This is a genomic window from Pseudomonas sp. NBRC 111127 (genome assembly GCF_001320345.1).
GTDB classification, from domain to species: Bacteria; Pseudomonadota; Gammaproteobacteria; order Pseudomonadales; family Pseudomonadaceae; genus Aquipseudomonas; species Aquipseudomonas juntendi.
The window spans coordinates 37,715-60,086 of sequence record NZ_BCBD01000009.1 but is presented as its reverse complement, the minus strand read 5'-3'; the positions used below and the strand labels follow the sequence as shown (position 1 = coordinate 60,086).

Annotated in this window: 20 protein-coding genes; 7 read left to right on the top strand and 13 right to left on the bottom strand. The window is 64.2% G+C overall.

Features of this window, described 5'->3' with window-relative positions:
- The coding region (locus APH30_RS03455) for an LD-carboxypeptidase (RefSeq protein ID WP_054911694.1) at positions 1 to 652 on the top strand (652 nt) is incomplete at its 5' end.
- A 91-nt stretch (positions 653 to 743) separates the two neighbouring features.
- Here the strand turns inward: APH30_RS03455 and APH30_RS03450 are convergent.
- The 5 genes from APH30_RS03450 to leuS form a co-directional block, all read right to left on the bottom strand.
- Positions 744 to 2,060: a lytic murein transglycosylase gene (locus APH30_RS03450; protein ID WP_054911693.1), complete on the bottom strand. Its 1,317-nt coding sequence runs from the start codon at positions 2,058 to 2,060 to the stop codon at positions 744 to 746.
- A gap of 60 nt (positions 2,061 to 2,120) precedes the next feature.
- Positions 2,121 to 2,285: an alternative ribosome rescue factor ArfA gene (gene arfA, locus APH30_RS03445; protein WP_009685838.1), complete on the bottom strand. Its 165-nt coding sequence runs from the start codon at positions 2,283 to 2,285 to the stop codon at positions 2,121 to 2,123.
- Between the two features lie 171 nt (positions 2,286 to 2,456).
- Positions 2,457 to 3,494, bottom strand: a complete 1,038-nt coding sequence (holA, locus tag APH30_RS03440) for a DNA polymerase III subunit delta (RefSeq protein WP_054905912.1) — start codon at positions 3,492 to 3,494, stop codon at positions 2,457 to 2,459.
- Between the two features lie 39 nt (positions 3,495 to 3,533).
- Complete coding sequence (lptE, locus tag APH30_RS03435) at positions 3,534 to 4,139, bottom strand: LPS assembly lipoprotein LptE (RefSeq protein WP_054911692.1); 606 nt, start codon at positions 4,137 to 4,139, stop codon at positions 3,534 to 3,536.
- Between the two features lie 61 nt (positions 4,140 to 4,200).
- Entirely contained in the window at positions 4,201 to 6,807 is a 2,607-nt protein-coding gene (gene leuS / locus APH30_RS03430; RefSeq protein WP_009685392.1) for a leucine--tRNA ligase, read from the bottom strand.
- Positions 6,808 to 7,034: 227 nt separating this feature from the next.
- Between leuS and APH30_RS03425 the strand changes: the two genes are divergently transcribed.
- Positions 7,035 to 7,349 (top strand): hypothetical protein, encoded by a 315-nt coding sequence (locus APH30_RS03425; protein ID WP_054911691.1) that lies wholly within the window; start codon positions 7,035 to 7,037, stop codon positions 7,347 to 7,349.
- A 135-nt stretch (positions 7,350 to 7,484) separates the two neighbouring features.
- Positions 7,485 to 8,246 (top strand): YdcF family protein, encoded by a 762-nt coding sequence (locus APH30_RS03420; RefSeq protein WP_054911690.1) that lies wholly within the window; start codon positions 7,485 to 7,487, stop codon positions 8,244 to 8,246.
- Between the two features lie 152 nt (positions 8,247 to 8,398).
- Here APH30_RS03420 and lnt read toward each other — a convergent pair whose 3' ends face one another.
- The 8 genes from lnt to APH30_RS03380 form a co-directional block, all read right to left on the bottom strand.
- Positions 8,399 to 9,916 carry an apolipoprotein N-acyltransferase gene (gene lnt, locus APH30_RS03415; RefSeq protein WP_054911689.1) on the bottom strand — a complete coding sequence of 506 codons (1,518 nt, stop codon included), beginning with the start codon at positions 9,914 to 9,916 and terminating at the stop codon, positions 8,399 to 8,401.
- Positions 9,917 to 9,924: 8 nt separating this feature from the next.
- Complete coding sequence (locus APH30_RS03410) at positions 9,925 to 10,764, bottom strand: HlyC/CorC family transporter (RefSeq protein WP_009685396.1); 840 nt, start codon at positions 10,762 to 10,764, stop codon at positions 9,925 to 9,927.
- A gap of 25 nt (positions 10,765 to 10,789) precedes the next feature.
- Positions 10,790 to 11,263, bottom strand: coding sequence for an rRNA maturation RNase YbeY (gene ybeY / locus APH30_RS03405; protein ID WP_054911688.1), 474 nt, complete (start codon positions 11,261 to 11,263; stop codon positions 10,790 to 10,792).
- On the bottom strand, positions 11,256 to 12,254 hold the full coding sequence (locus tag APH30_RS03400; protein ID WP_009685398.1) for a PhoH family protein: 999 nt from the start codon (positions 12,252 to 12,254) through the stop codon (positions 11,256 to 11,258). Before APH30_RS03400 ends, ybeY begins: the two co-directional genes overlap by 8 nt.
- A 137-nt stretch (positions 12,255 to 12,391) precedes the next feature.
- Entirely contained in the window at positions 12,392 to 12,937 is a 546-nt protein-coding gene (locus tag APH30_RS03395) for a tetratricopeptide repeat protein (RefSeq protein WP_029884758.1), read from the bottom strand.
- Between the two features lie 195 nt (positions 12,938 to 13,132).
- On the bottom strand, positions 13,133 to 14,416 hold the full coding sequence (gene hemL, locus APH30_RS03390; RefSeq protein WP_009685400.1) for a glutamate-1-semialdehyde 2,1-aminomutase: 1,284 nt from the start codon (positions 14,414 to 14,416) through the stop codon (positions 13,133 to 13,135).
- 14 nt (positions 14,417 to 14,430) lie between these two features.
- Entirely contained in the window at positions 14,431 to 15,054 is a 624-nt protein-coding gene (gene thiE, locus APH30_RS03385) for a thiamine phosphate synthase (RefSeq protein WP_054911687.1), read from the bottom strand.
- A 13-nt stretch (positions 15,055 to 15,067) separates the two neighbouring features.
- Entirely contained in the window at positions 15,068 to 15,865 is a 798-nt protein-coding gene (locus APH30_RS03380; RefSeq protein ID WP_029884760.1) for a hydroxymethylpyrimidine/phosphomethylpyrimidine kinase, read from the bottom strand.
- Positions 15,866 to 16,130: 265 nt separating this feature from the next.
- On the opposite strand from APH30_RS03380, the gene APH30_RS03375 reads away from it, so the two are divergent.
- The 4 genes from APH30_RS03375 to APH30_RS03360 all read left to right on the top strand — a co-directional run bounded on the left by APH30_RS03375 (position 16,131) and on the right by APH30_RS03360 (position 22,296).
- Positions 16,131 to 18,119 (top strand): hybrid sensor histidine kinase/response regulator, encoded by a 1,989-nt coding sequence (locus tag APH30_RS03375; RefSeq protein ID WP_054911686.1) that lies wholly within the window; start codon positions 16,131 to 16,133, stop codon positions 18,117 to 18,119.
- A gap of 239 nt (positions 18,120 to 18,358) precedes the next feature.
- Positions 18,359 to 20,011 (top strand): acyl-CoA dehydrogenase family protein, encoded by a 1,653-nt coding sequence (locus APH30_RS03370; protein ID WP_054905921.1) that lies wholly within the window; start codon positions 18,359 to 18,361, stop codon positions 20,009 to 20,011.
- Between the two features lie 176 nt (positions 20,012 to 20,187).
- Positions 20,188 to 21,651, top strand: coding sequence for an AMP nucleosidase (gene amn / locus APH30_RS03365; RefSeq protein WP_009685408.1), 1,464 nt, complete (start codon positions 20,188 to 20,190; stop codon positions 21,649 to 21,651).
- Between the two features lie 6 nt (positions 21,652 to 21,657).
- On the top strand, positions 21,658 to 22,296 hold the full coding sequence (locus APH30_RS03360; RefSeq protein ID WP_054911685.1) for a pseudouridine synthase: 639 nt from the start codon (positions 21,658 to 21,660) through the stop codon (positions 22,294 to 22,296).
- Positions 22,297 to 22,372: the final 76 nt, after the last annotated feature.

Here is a 22,372-nt window from a genome sequence, read left to right as displayed (position 1 = left end):
GCTCGACCAGCTGGATTTCCAGCTGATTCGGCGCAACCCCAAGCCGCTGATTGGCTACAGCGATATCACGGCGCTGCATACGGCCCTTTATCGGCAGGCCGGGCTGATCACGTTCCATGGCGGGATGCTCAATGCCGACTTGCTCGGCGGCAAGCTGGCGCCGACCGAGTCGTCTTTGCTGGCCCAGCTGGGTGGGCATGTGCGCGCAGGGGAGCAGATTGCCCACCCAGCGGGCTATGCCATGAGCACGGTGATGCCGGGGGTTGCCAGCGGGCGTTTGCTGGGTGGCAACCTGTCGATGCTGGGCGCGACGCTTGGCACTGTGGCAGAGCTGGATACCGAGGGCTGCATCCTGTTTATCGAAGACGTCAATGAGCCGCTGTACCGGGTAGACCGGCTGCTGACGCAGTTGCGCCTGGCGGGCAAGCTGGCGGGCGTGAAAGGCGTGCTGGTAGGGGATTTTGCCGGGATTACCACGGCGGCGTTGACGCCATTGCTGGAGGAAACTTTCGGGCCCTTGGGCGTGCCGGTGCTGGCGGGGTGGCGCAGTGGGCATTGCGACCCGAATGTGTGCTTGCCGCTGGGGGCTCGGGTACGGCTGGACAGTGTTCAGCAGAGCTTGGTGTTGGAGCAGGATGTGTTCAAGGCTTGAGATAGCCGGGGCTGCTTTGCAGCCCTTTCGCGACACAAGGCCGCTCCTACAGGGATCGCGTTACACCAACGTACCGCAACCCCCAGCTATCTCACTGGCTACGCAGGCTCTCAAGCAGCTTATGGGTCGGGTAACCATCCGCCGGCCACCCCAGCCCTTGCTGGGCGTTGCGTATGGCCTTGCGGGTGTTGGCGCCGATAATGCCATCGGCATTGCCTGCGTCATACCCACGGCCGTTAAGCAGGTTCTGCAACTCCACGCGTTCGCTGCGGCTCAGCGGCAAGTCTTCCTTCGGCCAGCTGCCGGCAATGAAGCCCCAGCCGCTGAAGCGGTCGGCCAGCAGGCTCACCGCCAGTGCATAGGACGATGAGTTGTTGTACTTGAGGATGGCGCGGAAGTTATCCAGTACCAGGAACGCCGGGCCACGCGCGCCTGCTGGCAGCAGCAACGCGGCAGACAGCTGGTTGCTGCCCGCTGGCAATTGGGTGCCGGTTGGCAGCTTCACACCCATTGCCAGCCACTCGCTCACCGGCCTGCGCAACGCGCCATCGGCCTGCCAGAAATCGAAGCCTGGCGGTACCTGCACCTCGAAGCCCCATGGTTGGCCACGCTTCCAACCCGAGCTTTGCAGGTAGTGCGCGGTCGAGGCCAGGGCATCGGGGGTGCTGTTCCAGATGTCGCGGCGGCCGTCGCCGTCAAAGTCCACGGCATGGGTGTTGTAGGTGGTCGGGATGAACTGGGTCTGGCCCATGGCGCCAGCCCACGAGCCACGCATGGCCTCAGGCTGAATGTCGCCATGCTGGATGATCTGCAGGGCGGCGATCAGCTGGTCCTGGGCGAACTGCGGGCGACGGCCTTCATAGGCCAGGGTCGCCAGCGAGCGGATCACCGACTTGTTGCCCTGGAACTGGCCGAAATTGCTCTCCATGCCCCACACCGCCACCAGCACCTGGCGGTCAACGCCATAGCGTTGCTCGATGCGGGTCAGCAGTTCGGCGTTCTGCTCCAGCAACCGCTTGCCATTGCGCACGCGCAAAGGGGACAGCGCGCCTTCGAGGTATTCCCACACCGGGCGGCTGAACTCAGGCTGGCTGCGGTCGGCCTTGATCACGTCCATGTCGGGGGTAACCCCGAGGAAGGCGCGGTCGAAGATGCTTGGCGAAATACCCGCTTGCAAGGCTTGTTCGCGGAAACCCGCCTGCCACTGGGCGAAGGTTTGCAAAGGCTGGATTTCAGTGCTGGCGTCTGGCGTTGCACCGGGCACGGTAACCACGGGCGCAGGTTGCGCAGGGGCCAGCGGCAGCGCGTCGGCGGCGGTAGGTTTTTCCGCGCAGGCAACCAGCAGGATGAAGCTGGAGGCCGCGATCAGCTGGCGGGTTTCCCAACGGGGAGAAAGACGGAAGAGCATGCACAGATCCAGAATTGCAGGTCAGGTGCTGACCATATCATGCCTGCGCCCGCGATGCTTTCATGCCGCCAAAAAGTAGGAAGCCTCCCAATCTCTCGATTGGAAGGCTTCGCGGCGGTAGCTGCCTTTGCCTTTTTCCGGTTGTTCCTGGCGGCAGCGGAACAGCGGTTGGGCAATGATCGACTTGGCCTTGTTGGGGCCGTGCTTTTTCGGCTTTTTGCTCATGGCGGGGTTCCCGTGGTGGGTGGGTTTCGGGGCGCACTTTAGGGTCCTGGGGGGATGTGGGCCAATTGATTGTGTATATGGTTCACAGGAGCACCCACAGGTTCAGCACAACCTTCAAGGCCTGTGGACTCCATGTGGGAGCTGGCTTGCCAGCGATAGGGCCTGTGACCGTTATAGAGGGGGTAGCGCCAGGCGCTGACCCGCCATCAGCAATGACAACCGCGCCAAGCCCGTCCACGGCGAACCCTCGGCCTGGCCCTTGATTTGCGCATCGATACGCTGGGCATCCTGCAGCAGTTGCGCCCAGCGCTGCGCCGAGAGGCGCTGCAAGGCCTTGCTGACCAACGGCCGGCGCTTATCCCAGACCGGTGGGCGCGCCTGGCTGAACGCCTTGTCCAGCGGCACGCCTTGGCTGAATTGCTGGGCCAGCCCGGCGAGCTGGCGCAGCTCACGCGCCAGCGCCCAGAGAACCACCGGGGGCTCGACCCCCTCACCGCGCAAGCCTTCGAGCATGCGCAGCGCATGTGCAGCTTCACCATTGAGAATGGCGTCGACCAGCCCGAAAACGTCGAACCGGGCGCTGTCAGCGACAGCCGACTGCACGGTTTCGACGGTGATCTGGTTGCCTTCGGCCAACAGCTTGAGCTTTTCGATTTCCTGCGCGGCAGCCAGCAGGTTGCCTTCTACGCGCGCGGCAATCAGGTCGACAGCGTCACGCTGCGCCGACAGGCCGGCCTGCTGCAGGCGCTGGTTGATCCATTGCGGCAGTTGGTGCGCATCCACCGGCCAGATCTGGATGAACTGGCAGTGGGCACCTTCGATCAACGCCTTGCCCCACTTGGTCTTCTGCGCGCTGCCGTCGAGCTTGGGCAGGCTGACCAGCAGCAGGGTGTCTTCGGCGGGATTGGCGCAGTATTCCATCAGCGCTGCGGCGCCCTTGTCACCCGGCTTGCCCGAGGGCAGGCGAAGTTCCAGCAGGCGCCGCTGGGCGAACAGGGACAGGCTGGCGCCGGCCTGGAGCAGGGTGCCCCAGTCGAAGTTGGCGTCGGCACTGAAAACCTGGCGCTCGTCGAAACCTTGCTGGCGCGCAGCTTGGCGGATGGCGTCGGCGGCTTCCTGGCACAGCAGCGGGTCGTCACCGCTGACCACGTAGACCGGGGCCAAGGCGCCTTGCAGGTGCTTGTTGAGTTGGGCGGGGGCGAGCTTCATGGGCAGTAGGCGGGGCACCCGAAGGTACCCCGCACGGGCTTAGTTGCCCGGTACTTCCAGGGGCGACTGCTGCGGCGTTTCCGCCTGCTGGCGGCGTGCGGCCTCAAGGGCGGCCGCTTCAGCCTTGGCACGCTGATCGGCTTTTTGCTGCAGCTCGTCCAGCTGGGCCGGGGTCAGTTGCTGCAGGCGCACGACCATGGCGTTGACCAGGTCACGGCGCATTTCCAGGCGGGAACGGGCAGCTTCCTGCTCGGAACCGGTGATGTTCGAGGCATCGCGCACATACACCTTGCGCACTTCCAGCTTGTCACTCAGCAGTTCAAGGTTGTTCAAGCCCTGGATGCTGTAGTCGAGCTGGGTGGTCAGCTCGTACTCGGCAGTGCGGTTACCGCTGTTGTAGCTGGCCGAGCGCTCGCGCTGCTGTTCGTTGGTCAATACCAGGCGGTACGGCGCACCGGTGTGCACATTGACGCCGCTGTTCTTGAGCACCTGGCGCAGTTCGGTCACGGTAGGCCCGTACGCGTCACGCGCACTGACGTCCATTTCCTTGATGCTCAGCTCGTTGGTGCCAGTACCGCGCAGCTGGAAACCGCAGGCGCTGAGCATGACCGCCAGGCCAATTACCAGCAAATTGCGTTTGATCATGTTGTTGCTCCCTTGTGGGCCTGTTCCGCCCGCCCGCAGTAGCTGCGGGCGGGCGTTGCCATCAGTTGGCGACGATGTTGACCAGCTTGCCCGGTACCACGATGACCTTGCGAATGGCCAGGCCGTCGATGAAGCGCAGGACGTTCTCGTTGCTGCGCGCGGCGGCTTCGATTTCTTCGCGGCTGGCGGCGGCCGGCATTTCGACCTGCCCGCGCAGTTTGCCGTTGACCTGCACCACCAGGGTGACGGTGTCCTGCACCAGCGCGGCTTCGTCGACCGCTGGCCAGCCAGCGTCGATCACGGCCTGATCATGGCCCAGCTGCTTCCACAGCTCGTGGGAGATGTGCGGGGTGATCGGCGCCAGCAGCAGGGTCACGGCTTCCAGGCCTTCGTGCAGCAAGGCACGGTCTTGCGCCGTGGCTTGCGGGGCTTTTTCCAGCACGTTCATCACGGTCATCACCTGGGCGATGGCGGTGTTGAATTTGTGGAACTGGCCGACGTCGGTGCTGGCCTGCTTGATGGCGGCGTGAATGGCACGGCGAATGACCTTCTGTGCGTCGTCCAGGGCGGCGACATCCAGCTTGCCCGGCAGGCCTTGGGCGACGTGTGCCTGGGCCAGGCGCCAGACACGGCGCAGGAAGCGGCTGGCGCCTTCGACGCCGGAGTCGGACCATTCCAGGCTCGCGTCAGGTGGCGAGGCGAACATCATGAACAGGCGGCAGGTATCGGCGCCGTACTGGTCGATCATCGACTGGGGATCGACGCCGTTGTTCTTCGACTTGGACATCTTCTCGGTGCCGCCGATTTCCACCGGCAGGCCGTCGGTCTTCAGGCGTGCGCCAATGATCTTGGCCTTGGCATCGCGTTCGATCTCGACATCGGCCGGGTTGAACCAGTCCTTGCCGCCGTTGCTGGCAACGCGGTAGTAGGTTTCGGCCACGACCATACCCTGGGTCAGCAGGTTCTTGAACGGCTCGTTAGAGGTGACCAGGCCTTCGTCACGCATCAGCTTGTGGAAGAAGCGCGCATACAGCAGGTGCAGGATGGCGTGTTCGATACCGCCGATGTACTGGTCGACCGGCAGCCAGTGGTTGGCCGCTTTCGGGTCGACCATGCCACCTTCGTAGTTCGGCGAGGCGTAGCGGGCGAAGTACCAGGACGACTCGACGAAGGTGTCCATGGTGTCGGTTTCGCGCTTGGCCGCAGCGCCGCATTTCGGGCAGCTGCATTCGTAGAATTCTGGCATGCGCGCCAGTGGCGAGCCGGCACCATCGGGCACCACGTTCTCCGGCAGGGTCACCGGCAACTGGTCTTCTGGCACGGGCACGTCGCCGCAGGACGGGCAGTGGATGATCGGGATCGGGCAGCCCCAGTAGCGCTGGCGGCTGATACCCCAGTCGCGCAGGCGGAACTGGGTGCGCGATTTGCCCAGGTCCTTGCGGATCAGGGCTGCTTCGATGGCGTCGAAGGCGCCGGCAAAGTCCAGGCCGTCGAACTCGGCGGAGTTGATCAGTTGGCCGTGCTCGCCATAGGCGTCCTGCCACTCGTTGCCGACTTCATCGCCCGCACTGGTGCGTACTACGGCCTTGACCGGCAGGTTGTACTTGTGGGCGAACTCGAAGTCGCGCTCGTCGTGAGCCGGCACCGCCATTACCGCGCCATCGCCGTAGTGCATGAGCACGTAGTTGGCGACCCAGACCGGCAGCTTCTCGCCGGTCAGCGGGTGCTCCACCAGCAGGGAAGTGGCCATGCCCTTCTTCTCCTGGGTGGCCATGTCGGCTTCGGCAACGCTGCCGGCCTTGCATTCTTCGATGAACGCCTGCAGCGCCGGGTTGCCCTGGGCAGCCTGGGTGGCCAGCGGGTGCTCGGCGGCGACGGCGACGTAGGTGGCGCCCATCAGCGTGTCGGGGCGGGTGGTGAAGACCTTGAGCGTGCCGGCGTGGCCGATGCTGGCCTGGTCGTAGGGGAACTGGACTTCCATGCCGCGTGACTTGCCGATCCAGTTGCGCTGCATGGTCTTGACCTGCTCAGGCCAGCCCGGCAGTTCGTCGAGGCTTTCCAGCAGCTCATCGGCGTAGTCGGTGATGCGGAAGTAGTACATCGGGATTTCGCGCTTTTCGATCAGCGCGCCGGAACGCCAGCCGCGGCCGTCGATGACCTGCTCGTTGGCCAGTACGGTCTGGTCTGCCGGGTCCCAGTTCACGGTACCGTTCTTGCGGTAGATGATGCCTTTCTCGAACAGGCGGGTGAACAGCCACTGCTCCCAACGGTAGTAGTCAGGCTTGCAGGTGGTCACTTCACGTGCCCAGTCGATGGCCAGGCCCAGGCTCTTGAGCTGGGTCTTCATGTACTCGATGTTTTCGTACGTCCACTTGGCCGGGGCGACGTTGTTCTTCATCGCCGCGTTTTCCGCGGGCATGCCGAAAGCGTCCCAGCCCATCGGCTGCAGCACGTTCTTGCCCAGCATGCGCTGGTAGCGGGCAATCACGTCACCGATGGTGTAGTTGCGCACGTGGCCCATGTGTAGCTTGCCGCTCGGGTACGGGAACATCGACAGGCAGTAGTAGGTGTCCTTGCCTGGCTGTTCGGTAACAGCGAACGATTGTTGCTCGTCCCAGAAGTTCTGGGCGGCGGCTTCGATATCACGGGGCGTGTATTGTTCGTGCATGGCTACTTTTTGCTGAGAGGGAAGAGACCTTGTTCCAGGCAGCGGAACCTCGCTGCGTCCGGCACTCCGGTGTCATTTAGAGTGAACGCCGTAGCATACAGCAGCGCTGCGTATCGTGGGAAACCTTCGTTGCGAATGGCCGCTGGTCGCTGCACCCGGCTGCTTTTTGCAACGACGCTAAGCTCTGGTGTGGGGGGAGATATTCTTATCTTCAATGAGGTGAACGGATGGGAGAGACGCAGCTACCCGCAATCAGACCGGAGCTTTACGAGCGCCTGATCGACCGGCTTGGCCTGGCACTCGAAAGCGCCAGGACTTCTGTGCGATTGCGCGACGAGATGCCAGCCGAGCTGGAGTTGCGTGGCCTCAGCCACGCAGAGTTCGAAGTGATCAAGGCCTACCTGGAAGCCCTTCCGGGGCGCCTTAATGCTGCTGTCGGCAGTTACCCACAAGCGGAGCCGGCATCAGCCAAGATTATCTGGCTCAAGGACCAGAAGCGCGCTGCCACTGCGGCCAGTTCCAGAACGCTGCGCCAGCGCTAGTCGTTCAGGGCGCCCGGCGCAGGCCATCGCGCCACGGTCATTCATCATTCATACAGCTTGCGATCGGCACCGGCCCTACCTTGTTGACCGGTGCCGATCCTTTTAGGCTGCACGCCTGCCAAGGAGGTGTGGCCGATGCCCATACGATTTTTCATCAAACAATGGCTGATGCCGCCGGGCATCTTGTTCCTGTTGCTGCTTGCCGCATGGTGGTGGCGTGCGCGCCGGCCACGGCTGGCGGCGCTGTGTTTTGGCGTGGGGCTGGGTGGCTTGTGGCTGATGAGCTTGCCGCTGGTGGTGCAGGAAACGGCCCGCGTGCTGGAGACCGAGCCGCCACTGGCCGTGGGCGACTGGGCGGGCCTGGCAGGGCGGGCAGACGCCATCGTGGTGCTGGGCGCGGGCCGTGAACGTGGCGACCCGGCCTGGGGCGGCAGTGACCAGCCCACGGCCACGGCGCTAGAGCGCATGCGGTTTGCTGCGCGGCTGGCCAAGGCCTCCGGTTTGCCGGTGCTGACCAGTGGCGGGTTGCACTATGGCACGCCGCCGAGTGAGGCGCGGTTGATGGCCGATCGCCTGCGTGAGGATTTCGCGGTCGAGGTGAGGTGGCGCGAAGAGGCCAGCCGCACCACCTGGGAGAACGCCCAGCTGTCGGCCAAGGTGCTGCAGCCGCTGGGGATTCGCCGTGTGGTGGTGGTCACCCAGGCCTGGCACATGCAGCGTTCGCGCTGGAGCTTCGAACAGGCAGGGTTCGAGGTGGTGCCGGCGCCGGTGGGGTTCCTTGGGCGCGAGCATGCGCGGCCGTTCGGCGGGTTGCTGCCGGAAAGCCGGGCGATGTGGCAGAGCGGGCAGTTGTTCAATGAGGTAGTGGGGTTGGTGGGGTACCGGGTGTTCTATTGAATTCAGGTTTGCGCGGTTCCTTGTAGGAGCGGCCTTGTGTCGCGATGGGCTGCGCAGCAGCCCCGGATCTCAGCTCTATCTCAAGATTGCCGGGGCTGCTGCGCAGCCCATCGCGACGCAAGGCCGCTCCTACAGGGACCGTGTAATGCCAGTTAGACGGTCTTGGCTATGCGCCCGGCCAGCAATGCCCAGCCCAGCAGCAGCACACAGACAATCGCCAGCGGCCACGAACGCCATTGCAGGTAGGGCGTGAGCTGCTGCATCGGCACCACTTCGCCATACATTACCGCCTGCTGGAATTGTGGTACCTGCGTGGTGATACGGCCGAACGGGTCGATCAGCGCGGTCACACCATTGTTGGTGGCGCGGATCATCCAGCGGCCGGCTTCCAACGCACGCATCTGCGCCATCTGCAGGTGCTGCAGCGGGCCGATCGAGGTGCCGAACCAGGTGTCGTTGCTGATGGTCAGCAGCAGGTCGCTACGCGCTGCCAGCCCTGCAGCGAATTCCGGGTAGACCACTTCGTAGCAGATGTACGGGGCAATCTGGTAACCCTTGGCCTGCAGCAGTGGCTGGTCTTCCGGGCCGCGGGCAAAGTCCGACATGGGCAGGTTGAAGAACTCGATGGCGCCACGCAGCATGTCCTGCAGCGGCACATACTCGCCAAACGGCACCAGTTTCTGCTTGAGGTAGGTGCCATCGCCTTCGCCGGCCACCGTAATACCGTTGTAGTAGCGGCGCTGGTGATGCACCTCTTCGCGTACCGGTACGCCGGTGATCAGCGCCGAATGCCGTTCGGCGGCAAAGCGGCCCATCACATCGATGTAGCCCTGAGCCTGGTCCTTGAGCACCGGCACCGCGGTTTCGGGCCACACCAGCAGGTCCACTGGCTTGGAACTGAAGCTCAGGTCACGGTACAGCGCCAGTTGTGCATCGATGTGCGCCGGGTCCCATTTCAGGTCCTGTTCGACGTTGCCCTGTATGGCCGCCACTTTCAGCGGGTCGCCAGCCGGCTTTGTCCAGGCATGGCCTTTGAGTGCCAGGCCTAGGGCCCAGGGCGCCAGCAACAGCATCGCGGCAATGGCCAGGAACGAAGGGCGCGCGCGCAGGCGGTGCAAGTTGCACAGCAGGGCGGCAGTGAGGGCCAGGGCGAAGGAAACCAGCCATACGCCACCCAGCGGGGCAAGGCCTGCCAACGGCCCGTCGAGCTGGCTGTAACCGGCGTAGAGCCAGGGAAAACCGGTCAGGAACCAGCCGCGGAAAGCTTCCTGCAGCAGCCACAGGGCGGCGAAACACAAGGCGTCGGCCAGCGGCGCTTCGTTGCGCCGTAACCAGCGCGCCCACAACCAGGTGGGCAGGGCGAAGAACCACGCCAGGGCGGCAAAAAATGCCAACAACAGCACGATCGCCAGCAACGGCGAGGCGCCGCCGTAGGTGGTCATGCTGACGTAGATCCACCAGGTGCCCGCGCCGTACAGGCCAAACCCGAACCACCAGCCACGCCACATGGCCTGGCGCGGGCTGAGCTCGCGCAGGCCCAGGTAGAGCAGGGCGATCGATAGCAAGGCCAGCGGCCAGATATCGAACGGAGCCAGGGCCAGGAGGGTGGATGCGCCGGCCGCCAGGGCCAGCAGGTTACCGGGCCAGCCGGGGCGGGTGATCCAACGCATGTTTGTCCTTAACGGTTGATCGGGGTCAGGCGCAGCAAGTGTATCCGCCGGCTGTCGGCGTTGAGAATACGGAACTTGTAGGCGCCGATCTCGGTGGTTTCGTTACGCTTGGGCAGGTGGCCAAAGGCACTCATCACCAGGCCGCCGACGGTGTCGAACTCGTCATCGGAGAACTCGCTGTCGAAGAACTCGTTGAAGTTTTCGATCGGGGTCAGCGCCTTGACCAGGAAGTCACCGCTGGGCAGCGGCTTGATGTAGCTGTCTTCCTCGACATCGTGCTCGTCCTCGATATCGCCAACGATCTGCTCCAGCACATCCTCGATGGTGACCAGGCCGGCCACGCCGCCATATTCGTCGATGACCACGGCCATGTGGTTGTGGTTGGCACGGAACTCGCGCAACAGCACGTTCAGGCGCTTGGACTCGGGCACGAAGGTGGCCGGGCGCAGCAGGTCCTTGATATTGAAGCTGTCGCCGTTCTCTTTGAGGATGAGCGGCAGCAGGTCCTTGGCGAGCAGGATCCCGAGCACATCGTCATGGCTTTCGCCGATCACCGGGTAGCGCGAGTGCGCGGCGTCGATCACCGCCGGCAGGAATTCGCGCGGCGACTGGCTGGCCTTGATGCTGATCATCTGCGAGCGCGGGACCATGATGTCGCGCACCTGCAGGTCGGCGACCTGGATGGCGCCTTCGACAATGGTCAGCGCCTCGCTGTCCAGCAGTTTGTTCTGATGGGCTTCGCGCAGCAGCTCCAGCAGCTCCTGGCGGTTTTTCGGCTCATGGGCAAAAGCCTGGGTCAGTTTACCCAGCCAGGACTTCTGCCCGTTGCTCGATCGATCTTCGCTCATGGCGGTTCTCGTGATCCTTCGTGTATCAGTGTGTGAGGGTGTCGGTTTCATCATCGGCATAGGGGTCGGGGTGACCCAGTTCTGCCAGCAATTCTCGTTCCAGGCCTTCCATCTCCTCGGCTTCCTCATCGTCGATGTGGTCGTAGCCAAGCAGGTGCAGGCAGCCGTGGATGACCAGGTGGGCCCAATGCGCGTTCAGCGCCTTGCCTTGTTCGGCCGCTTCGCGCTCCACCACCGCCACGCAGATGACCAGGTCGCCCAGTAGCGGGATATCGAGCAGGTCATCGGGTACATCGGCAGGGAACGACAGCACGTTGGTCGCGTAGTCCTTGTGCCGGTAGGTGTGGTTCAGCTCACGGCCTTCAGCTTCGTCGACCAGGCGAATGGTCATTTCCGAGTCGGCGCTGCGCTGGCGCAAGGCCAGCTCACACCAACGGCGGAAGTCCTCGTCGCCCGGGGCAGCGGCATCGGTGGCCCGTTGAATGTCGAGTTCAAGCATCTTTGCCGGGTGCCTCAGGCTTGGCCTGGCGGGCATCGAAGCGGTCATAGGCCTCGACGATACGCTGCACCAGTGGATGACGAACCACGTCTTTGGGCTGGAAGTGGGTGAAACTGATACCCGGCACGTCCCGCAATACTTCGATGACGTGTGCCAGGCCCGACTTGGTGCCACGGGGCAGGTCGACCTGGGTGATGTCGCCGGTGATCACCGCGGTAGAGCCGAAGCCGATGCGGGTCAGGAACATTTTCATCTGCTCGAGCGTGGTGTTCTGGCTTTCGTCGAGGATGATGAAGCTGTTGTTCAGGGTGCGGCCGCGCATGTATGCCAGCGGGGCGATCTCGATGACCTGGCGCTCGATCAGCTTGGCCACGTGCTCGAAGCCGAGCATTTCGTACAAGGCGTCATACAGCGGGCGCAGGTACGGGTCGATCTTCTGCGCCAGGTCGCCAGGCAGGAAGCCAAGCTTTTCGCCTGCCTCGACCGCCGGGCGTACCAGCAGGATACGGCGCACCTGCTCGCGCTCCAGTGCATCCACGGCGCAGGCCACTGCCAGGTACGTCTTGCCGGTACCGGCCGGGCCGATGCCGAAGTTGATGTCGTTGGCGAGGATTTCCTTGACGTAGCGCTGCTGGTTCAGACCACGCGGGCGGATATTGCCCTTGCGGGTGCGCAGCGACACGCTGACTTCGTTGACGGCCGGGTTGTCGATGTGCTCGACGGCCGACTCCTGCAGGTACAGGTGCACGGTTTCCGGTGACAGGTCAGTGGCCTTGGTCTCACGGTAGAGACGGCGCAGCAGCTGTTCGGCCGCAGAGGTTGTCTTGGGTTCGCCGATCAGTTCGAACTGATTGCCACGGTTGCGGATTTCGATGGCCAGGCGCTGTTCGATCAGGCGCAGGTGCTCGTCGAACTGGCCGCACAAGTTGGCGAAACGGTTGGCCTCGAATGGTTCGAGGATGAAACGATGGGGTTCTATGGGTGCGTTCAAGGTCGTTTTTAGCCGCTCGACGGCAATGGAGTTGAACTCAAGAATAACCCTTGAATGGCAGTGGCGAAAGCACTGAAACGATCAAGGGTATGTTCGCCCTGCACCGGGCGTGTGTACCCATGCTGGCGTACTGGCGGTCAGGGCAATGGCGAGAACGGCGTGCGCCCTTCGGCGTTCTGCAATTCCAGCAGGTATTTGCGGAAAATCTGGCCGAGCACCTGGGTGGCATGCTCCAGGTCGTCGCGAGGCATTTGCTCGGTGACTTCGTCGGCCATGTCCAGCGCGTCTTCGGCACCGTTGACCGCGGCCATTTTCAGCAGGATGTACGCCTGCACATTATTGGCCTTGACCCCTTCGCCATGGAAGAACATGGCCCCCAGGCGATACTGGGCATCGGCCTGGCCTTGCAGCGAGGCTTTCTGGAACCAGTCCAGGGCTTTGTTCAGGTTCTTGGGGGTTTGCGTGTAGTAGTACTCGCCCAGTTCGAACTGCGCCTGGGCGTCCCCCGCGCTGGCGGTCTGCTCGCAGGCCTTGAGGGCGTTTGCCAGGTCTTCAGGCTGAACGTTCAAGGTGCAGCGCCCCGTTGCCGGAATGAGCAACGAGTTACCGCCCTCCGCCAGGGCCAGCAGGGGCTGAAGAAGCAACAGGCAGCCCAGGGTCAGGGCGCGGCCGGTGCGGTTCATGGGGATCGACTTACCTCTGCAAAGCTGCGGCCAATGTCTCTGGTGGCACATTATGGGATAAGCAGCGCCAACCTTACAAAGTTTTACTCGAATTTCTGCTTGGTTGGGGAAGTCAGCTGATTGTGCATGAATAATTGTTGCCTGTACCGGCCTCTTTGCGGGTGAGCCCGCGAAGATCCCGGTACAGGCAAAGCATCACTTCAGGGCAGCAAACGCCTTCTCAGCCGCATCCAGGGTGATCTGCAACTCCTTGTCGCCATGGGCGATGGAGGTGAAGCCTGCCTCGAACGCGCTCGGTGCCAGGTACACGCCACCGTCGAGCATCAGGTGGAAGAAGCGCTTGAAGCGCTCGGCATCGCTGGCCATCACGTCATCGAAGGTGACGATATCGTCGGCACCGCTGAAGTACAGGCCGAACATGGCACCGGCCTGGGTGGTGACGAACGGCACCCCGGCGGCATCGGCGCGCTGTTGCAGGCCGTCGAGCATGCGGCTGGTGTAGTCGGTCAGCTCGGCGTGGAAGCCGGGGCGGCTGATCAGCTTCAGGGTGGTCAGGCCGGCGGCCATGGCCAGCGGGTTACCCGACAGGGTGCCGGCCTGGTAGACCGGGCCCAGCGGGGCGATGCAGCCCATGATTTCACGCTTGCCGCCGAAGCAGCCGACCGGCATGCCGCCGCCGACGATCTTGCCGAAGGTGGACAGGTCCGGGGTGATGCCGTAATGGCCCTGGGCGCCACCCAGGGAAACGCGGAAGCCAGTCATCACTTCGTCGAAGATCAGCACCACGCCATGCTTGTCGCACTGCTCGCGCAGCCCTTCGAGGAAGCCCGGGGCCGGTGGCACGCAGTTCATGTTGCCGGCCACTGGCTCGACAATGATGCAGGCCACGGTCTGGCCAACTTCGGCCAGGGTCTTCTCGACGGCAGCGATGTCGTTGAACGGCAGGGTCAGGGTGTGCTTGGCGAAGTCGGCTGGCACGCCCGCCGAGCTGGGGACGCCCTGGGTCAGCAGGCCGGAGCCGGCTTTTACCAGCAGGCTGTCCGAGTGGCCGTGGTAGCAGCCTTCGAACTTGATGATGGCATCGCGGCCGGTGTAGCCACGGGCCAGGCGGATGGCGCTCATGGTGGCTTCGGTGCCCGAGCTGACCATGCGCACCATTTCCATCGACGGCACGATCGAGCAGACCAAGTCGGCCATTTCGGTTTCCATGGCCGTTGGCGCACCGTAGGACAGCCCGTGCTGCAGCTGCCTGCGCACCGACTCCAGCACCTCGGGGTGGCCGTGGCCGAGGATCATCGGGCCCCAGGAGCCGACGTAATCGACATAGCGCTTGTCGTCCTCGTCAACGACGTAGGCGCCCTCGGCATGCTTGAAGAACAGCGGCGTACCGCCAACGCTCTTGAAAGCGCGGACCGGCGAGTTGACGCCGCCGGGGATGTGCTTCTGGGCTTGGGCGAACAGGGCTTCGGAACGGGACATGGGAATCTCTCGAATCAGGATGCGAACAAGGCGTTGAAGGCGCGGGCGCGGCGGGTAACTTCCTGCGCGCTGTCGGCACCGAACAGGCCGTGGATCACCGCCAGCAGGTCGGCGCCATGGTCGACCAGCGGGCCGGCGTTGTCGAGGGTAATGCCGCCGATCACCGCGATCGGCAGCTTCACCTGGGCGCGAGCCTGCTCCAGCAGCTCGGTACTGGCGGCAGGCGCGCCGGGCTTGGTCACGGAGTTGAAGAAGCGGCCGAAGGCCACGTAGCTGGCACCTTCCTTGGCGGCCTGGGCGGCCAGCGTGAGGCTGGCGTGGCAGGTGGAACCGATGATCGCCTGGCGGCCGAGCAGGGCCCGGGCCGGGGTCAGCGGGCCGTCGGTCTGGCCCAGGTGCACGCCGACGCCTAGGCGCGCGGCCAGTTCGGCGTCGTCGTTGATCAGCAGCTGGGTGCCATAGCGCTCGCACAGCTTCATCAGCGCTTCGGCTTCACGCAGCCGGCGCGCTGCGTCGTCGCTTTTGTCGCGGTACTGCAGCAGGCACACGCCGCCTTCCAGCGCCGCTTCGACATAAGACAGGAAACGGCTGGCAAGCAGTTGACTGTCGGTAATGGCATACAGGCCACGTAGCTTCATGGAAAGCCTCGCTTCAAGCGCAGAAGTCCAGGGGCAGGCGGCGCGGCACGTACTGGCCTTTGCCCAGCTGCTCGGCGTCACGCAGGGTGCGCCAGGTGTAGTCGAGGGCGCTGCGTACGGCACTTTCCAGCTGCTCGCCCAAGGCCAGGCGGCCGGCCAGGGCGCTGGCCAGGGTGCACCCCGAGCCATGGTAGCTGCCTGGCAGGCGCTGGCAGGTCCAGGTGTATTGCTGGCCGTTCTGGGTGTACAGGCGGTTGTGGATTTCGTCTTCGTCGCCGTGCCCGCCGGTAATCAGCAGGTGCTTGCAGAACGGCAAGAGTTTCTCGGCACACGCATCGGCGCTGCCCTCGGGCAGTTCGGCGAGAATGCGCGCTTCAGGCAGGTTCGGCGTGGCGATGGTCGCCAGCGGCAGCAGGCGTTCGCGCAGGGCATAGCCTACTTCATCCTTGCCCAGGCGGCCGCCGCCGCCGGCGCGCAGCACCGGGTCGCAGACCAGCGGCAAGTGCGGGTGGGCGGCCAGCAGCTCGGCGACGGTGTCGACCATGTCGATCGAGCCAAGCATGCCCAGCTTGACCGCGGCAACCGTGGAGTCGGCCAGTACGGCGTTAGCCTGGGCCAGCACCCACTCGCGGTCGAGTACCCGGAAGTCGGAAACATTGACGGTATCCTGCACGGTCAGGGCAGTCACGGCGGGTGCAGCGTGACAGCCTTGGGCGAGCAGGGCTTCGATATCTGCCTGCAGGCCGGCGCCGCCACTTGGGTCGTGGCCGGAGAGACAGAGGACAACGGGGCGGGAGCTGTAGGTATTCATGGTCGGCGAGCTTACCACCAAACCTGTTTGGGAGAATCGTCCGACAAACCGGATTTACTGATCGAATGGTCAGCTTATGGTTGGCATTTTCCCTCAAACTATTGATTTAGAAGCCTTTGTTCGGGTTTTGGCATGGCCGATTGCCAGCGGTTACAGCTATGCTAGAGTGCTTGGATAACTCGACAAACGGACTCTGCTGGATCACGTCGTCTCAAACGGATGGGAGGCAACCGCGACGCGACTGCACAGACCAGGCTGGGGCTGTATGCGCTATTTGCTGATTGTGCTTCTGGGGATGCTGCCCGTGCTGGCCGGCGCAGTCGATTTCGACGAGGCTACCCGGCACCTGCCGCTGGGCAAGGTCATGCAGGTTTATGAGGACCCGGATGGCAGTAGCAGCATCGCCCAAGTCAGCGCCCCTGACTTCGCCAGATACTTCCGCCCCCACCCAGATGAGGTGCTGAACGCCGGTTATTCCACTTCGGTGTTCTGGCTCAAGGTCGAGTTGCGCCCGGTTGCGGCGCCCGGTGCTGCGCCCCGGCAGTGGCTGCTGGAACTGGCCTACCCGCCCCTGGATCATCTGGAGCTGTACCTGGCCGATGGCAATGGCGGCTACCGCCTGGCCCAGCGCACCGGCGATGCCTTGCCCTACGACAGCCGGCAGGTGCGCCAGAGCAATTATCTGTTCGAGCTGCCGCTGCCGCCCGGCCAGGTGACTACCGCTTACCTGCGGCTGCATAGCCAGGGCTCGGTGCAGGCGCCGCTGGCGCTATGGGCCCCCGAGGCCTACATCGAGGCGCAACCGACCCGCCTGTATGTGCTGGGCATGATTTATGGCGTGCTGCTGGTGATGCTGGTGTACAACCTGTTCATCTACCTCAGCGTGCGCGACGTCAGCTACCTCTACTACATCCTCTATATCGCCTCGTTCGGCCTTTACCAGGTGTCGGTGAATGGCGCCGGTGTAGCCTACTTCTGGCCAGACAGCCCATGGTGGGCGAATGCCGCGACACCGCTGAGCATCGGTGCTGCCGCGCTGTTCGCCTGCCAGTTCGCCCGCCACTTCCTGCAGCTTGGCAGTATCAGCCGGGGCTTCGATCGGCTATTGCAGCTGTTGATGCTGGGGGGCGTGGCGGTCATGGTGCTGGCCGTGAGCATGGCCTATGGGGTGGCGCTGCGCATGGCCACCCTGCTGGCGCTGCTGTTCACCGTCAGTGTGTTCAGCGCCGGGCTGTATGCCTGGTGGCGCGGGTTGCGCCTGGCGCGTTGGTTCATCATTGCCTGGACGGCGTTCCTGCTCGGTGGCCTGGTGAACACCCTGATGGTGCTGGGCTACCTGCCGAACGTGTTCATCACCATGTATGCCAGCCAGCTGGGTTCGGCACTGGAGGTGGCGCTGCTGTCGCTGGCGCTGGCCGACCGCATCAACATCCTGCGCGAGCAGCAGGCGCAGGCCTTGCGTGAAACCGGCCGTACGCTGGAACAATTGAACCTGCAGTTGGCCAGGAGCAACCGGTTGAAGGACGAATTTCTGGCCAGTGTGACCCATGAACTGCGCACGCCGATGAACGGGGTGATTGGCTCGCTGGAGTTGATGCATACCTTGCCGATGGAAGGCGAGATGGCCCAGTACCACCGTACAGCGGTCGGTTCGGCGCAGGGCATGATGGACATGGTCGATGCCATCCTTACGCTGTCCGAGCTGCAAGCGGGGCGCCTGCGGGTGCAGCCGGCGCCGTTCAGCCTGCGTACTTTGTTGCAGAGCCTGCGCGCCGGTTATGCCGGCCAGGCATTGGCCGAGGGCCTGTACCTGAGCCTGGATATCCCGGCCGATTTGCCGGATGGGTTACTGGGTGACGGGCCCAAGCTGGCGCGTTGCCTGGGGTGCCTGGTGGATAACGGGTTGAAGTTCACCCATCAGGGCGGCGTGGTGATCCAGGTGCGCGGGCGCCGGGTGGGGCCGGATGACATGGCGCTGACCTTCACTGTCAGCGACAGCGGTATCGGCTTCGATGACCTGGACCAGGCGACGTTGTATCAGCGGTTCTTCCAGGTAGATGGCTCGATGACCCGGCGCTATGGCGGGTTGGGGATCGGGTTGTCGATCTGCCGGCAGATGGGCGAGTTGCTGGGTGCGCGGTTGGCGCATGAGTCGACGCGGGGGTTGGGGAGCCGGTTTGAGTTGAGTTTGAATATGGCGGTTTCGCAGGGGCAGGTACCGGTGGGTATCTTGCAGAAGCGTCGTTCGGTTTGAGGGGGGGCGGCGCTCGATCTCACAGGCGCTGAAAGTGTCGCGGCGAACCCTTCGGCGCTCGACCTCACCCGCGCCGCAGGTCTTATGGCGAACACCTGTCAGCCCAGATGCAGGCTCAAGACATGCATCTGCAACCCATGCCCCCACCACCACACCTTTAGTCACGAATGCCACTTTGCCAACCCCGCAGGCAGTGCTTCACTGGGTCTTTCAAGCCTACCCGGATCCAGGAGCCCCCGATGAACCTGCACCAGTACGCTGAAACCCACGAAGTCACCAACCAGCCACCGTCCCTCGACGGTGCCAACCTTTACCGCCTCGACCTGCCACTCCAGGAGTGGTCGCGGCGTTTCGGCGCGGGCTGGGCGCAGTCGCGGATCGATGCCTACGGCGCCCTGGCCGGGGGGCCGCTGATGCAGGCTGGCTTTCTGGCCAACGCCCACAAACCCGAATTCAGCAGCCACGACCGCTACGGCCATCGCATCGACCTGGTCGAGTTCCACCCGGCCTACCACGAACTGATGCGCACCGCGATCGAGCATGGCCTGCCGTCGCTGCCATGGGCCGAGCCGCGCCCCGGGGCACATGTGGCACGGGCATCCATGACCTACCTGCACAGCCAGGCCGAAGCCGGCAGCGGCTGCCCGTTGACCATGACCTTCGCCGCCGTGCCAGCCCTGCGCTTGCAACCCGAGCTGGCCGAGTACTGGCTACCGAAAATCCTCGCCTGCGAGTATGACCCGCGCAATGTCGGCGACCGGCACAAGGCCGGTGTCACCCTGGGTATGGCGATGACCGAAAAACAGGGCGGCACCGATGTGCGGGCCAACACCACCCGGGCCTACCCGGTCGGGGCGCCGGGCCCGGGTCAGGCCTATGAGCTGGTCGGCCACAAGTGGTTCTGTTCGGCGCCGATGTGCGATGCCTTCCTTACCCTGGCACAAACCGAAAAGGGGCTGAGTTGTTTCCTGCTGCCGCGCCACCGCCCGGATGACAGCCGCAACCAGTTCTATATCCAGCGCCTGAAGAACAAGCTGGGCAACAGCTCGAACGCCTCTAGCGAGGTGGAGTTTCGCGGGGCGTTGGCGTGGATGATCGGCGAAGAAGGGCGCGGTGTGCCGACCATCATCGAAATGGTCGCCATGACCCGCTTCGATTGCATGGTCGGTTCCAGCGCGCTGATGCGCCAGGCGCTGACCCAGGCTACCCACCACTGCGCGTACCGCAAGGTCGGTGGCCGCGTGTTGAATGAGCAGCCGCTGATGCAGAACGTGCTTGCCGACCTGGCCTTGGAGAGCGAGGCTGCGCTCGCCCTCAGCCTGCGCATGGGGCAGGCGCTGGAGCAGCTCGAAGACCCGCAGCAGGCGCACTTCGCCCGCCTGGTGACGGCAGTGGGCAAGTACTGGATCTGCAAGCGTGCGCCGGCCATGATCAACGAAGCCGCCGAATGCCTGGGCGGTGCCGGTTATGTGGAAGACAGCATCCTGCCCCGGCTGTACCGCGAAGCACCGGTGAACTCGACGTGGGAAGGCTCGGGCAATGTGCAGTGCCTGGATGTGCTGCGGGCCCTTTCCAAGGAACCGGGGGTGCTCGATGCCTTGTTCGCCGAGCTGGGCGATGGGCATGGCGACCCACGTTTGGCGGCGCATATCGGCAACCTCAAGGGGGCGTTTGCCGATACTGGCGACATGCAGTACCGCGCGCGGCAACTGACCGAGGATATTGCCCTGGCGTTGCAGGCCAAGCTGTTGCTGGAGGCGGGCAATGCGTTGGTGAGTGATGCGTTCATTGGCAGCCGGTTGGCGGGGGGCGGCCGGGTGTATGGGGCGTTGCCGCGTGGTGTGGATGTGCAGGCATTGGTGGCGCGGGCGACGCCAGCCTGGGCGAATTGATTCGGCTTCTTCGCGGGCATGCCCGCTCCCACAAGATCTTCATGGATGTCCCGGGCGGTGCCGTACCTGTGGGAGCGGGCGCGCCCGCGAAGAATCCAGCACCGATCAATGGGGATGTATTTAGCCAAGAAGGCAGGCAAGATGGTTCACATGCATGTCCAGACAGGAAGCACAGTGTGAGCCACGCTTTTGTAGTCGTTGATACCCCCGAACAGGCCGTCGATCGTCTGGCGGCCCTGCATGAACAAGCCACCGGTGCCCTAAGCCTTGCGCTCAAGCGTTATCTGAAAGACCGCACCGAACCCGACGCCGAGCAGCGCGACCTGTTCCGCTACCCGGCCCTGCGCCTGACCTACTACAGCCATGGCGAAGTCGCCGCTACCACGCGTGCCTACGCCAAGGTGCAGGTCGCGGGCACCTACAGCGTCACTGTCACCCAGCCCGCGGCGTTCCGTGGTTATCTGCTGGAGCAGCTGCGCCCGCTGATGCACGACTACACCGTTACCGTAGAAGTGGGCGTCAGCGAACAGAATATCCCTTACCCCTATGTGGTCGACCAGGGTGACGAACTGGCCGGCAGCGGCATCACCGCTGCGCAGCTGGCGCGGGTGTTCCCCAGCACCGACCTGTCGGCCGCCACCGACAATATCGCCGACGGCCTGTACGACTGGGATCATGCCGACGTGTTGCCGCTGGCACTGTTCGATGCCGCACGCGTCGACTTCTCGCTGCGCCGCCTGGTGCATTACACCGGCAGCGACTGGCGCCACATGCAGCCGTGGATCCTGCTGACCAACTACCACCGCTATGTCGACCAGTTCATCAGCCATGGCCTGGAGCAGTTGCGTGACGACCCGCGTTTCGTGCGCATGGTGCTGCCGGGCAACGTGGCCATCGAAAAGGGCATGGACCATGGCGAAGCCCAGGCGCTGGTTGCCAGCGTGGTCTGGCACCGTTACCAGATGCCGGCCTACCACCTGATCGCCGCCGACGGTGACGGCATCACCCTGGTCAACATCGGCGTCGGCCCGTCGAATGCGAAGAACATCACCGACCATCTGGCGGTGTTGCGCCCGCATTGCTGGTTGATGATTGGCCACTGCGGCGGCCTGCGCCAGTCGCAGACCATTGGCGACTATGTTCTGGCACACGCCTACATGCGCCGCGACGGCATTCTCGACCGCGTGGTGCCGCCGAATATTCCGATCCCGGCGCTGGCCGAAGTGCAGTTGGCGCTGCAGGAAGCGGCTGCGCAAGTGACCGGTGAACGTGGCGAACAGTTGAAGAAGCGCCTGCGCACCGGCACCGTGCTGACCTACGATGACCGTAACTGGGAGCTGCGCTGGGCCCAGGAGCGGCCGCTGATCAACCTCTCGCGTGCCGTGGCGGTAGATATGGAAAGCGGCACCATTGCCGCCCAGGGCTACCGCTTGCGGGTACCGTACGGCACCTTGCTGTGCGTGTCCGACAAGCCGCTGCACAGCGAGATCAAGCTGCCAGGTTCGGCCAACGCCTTCTATAACCGGGCGGTCAGCCAGCACCTGAAGATCGGCATTGCCGCCCTCGACCTGCTGCGCACCGAGCTCAACTCGTTGCACTCGCGTAAACTGCGCAGCTTCGATGAGCCGCCGTTCCGCTGAGGATCCATGTCACTGCCACCCCGTAACAAGCCGCGCCGCCCCCAGGCGCGGCCTGCCGCCGGCCCGCGTCGCCAGGCCAAGGCGCCGCCGGCCGAGCCCCGCCTGATCCTGTTCAACAAACCGTTCGACGTGCTGACCCAGTTCAGTGACGGTGAAGGGCGGGCGACGCTCAAGGACTTCATCGACATCCCGGGCGTATACCCGGCCGGGCGGCTGGACCGTGACAGTGAAGGCTTGCTGTTGCTGACCAACGATGGCGGGCTACAAGCGCGGATTGCCGACCCTAGGCACAAGCTGGCCAAGACCTACTGGGTGCAGGTGGAAGGTGAGCCGAGCGACGAGCAGTTGCAGCGTTTGCGTGACGGCGTGGAGCTGAACGATGGGCCGACCTTGCCGGCCGAGGCGCGGCGCCTGGCCGAGCCCGCGTTGTGGCCGCGCAACCCGCCGGTGCGTTTTCGCAAGAGCGTGCCGACCAGCTGGCTGGAGCTGGTGATTCGTGAAGGGCGTAACCGCCAGGTGCGGCGCATGACGGCAGCGGTGGGGTTGCCGACCTTGCGCCTGGTGCGGGTACGCATTGGTGACTGGGCGCTGGACGGGTTGGAGCAGGGGTGCTGGCGCGAGGTTCCGGCAAAATTGCAGCGCTAGTGGGGGCCGCTTTGCGGCCCATCGCGACACAAGGCCGCTCCTACAGAACCGCGCAAACCCATGCCTTGGGTCGCGA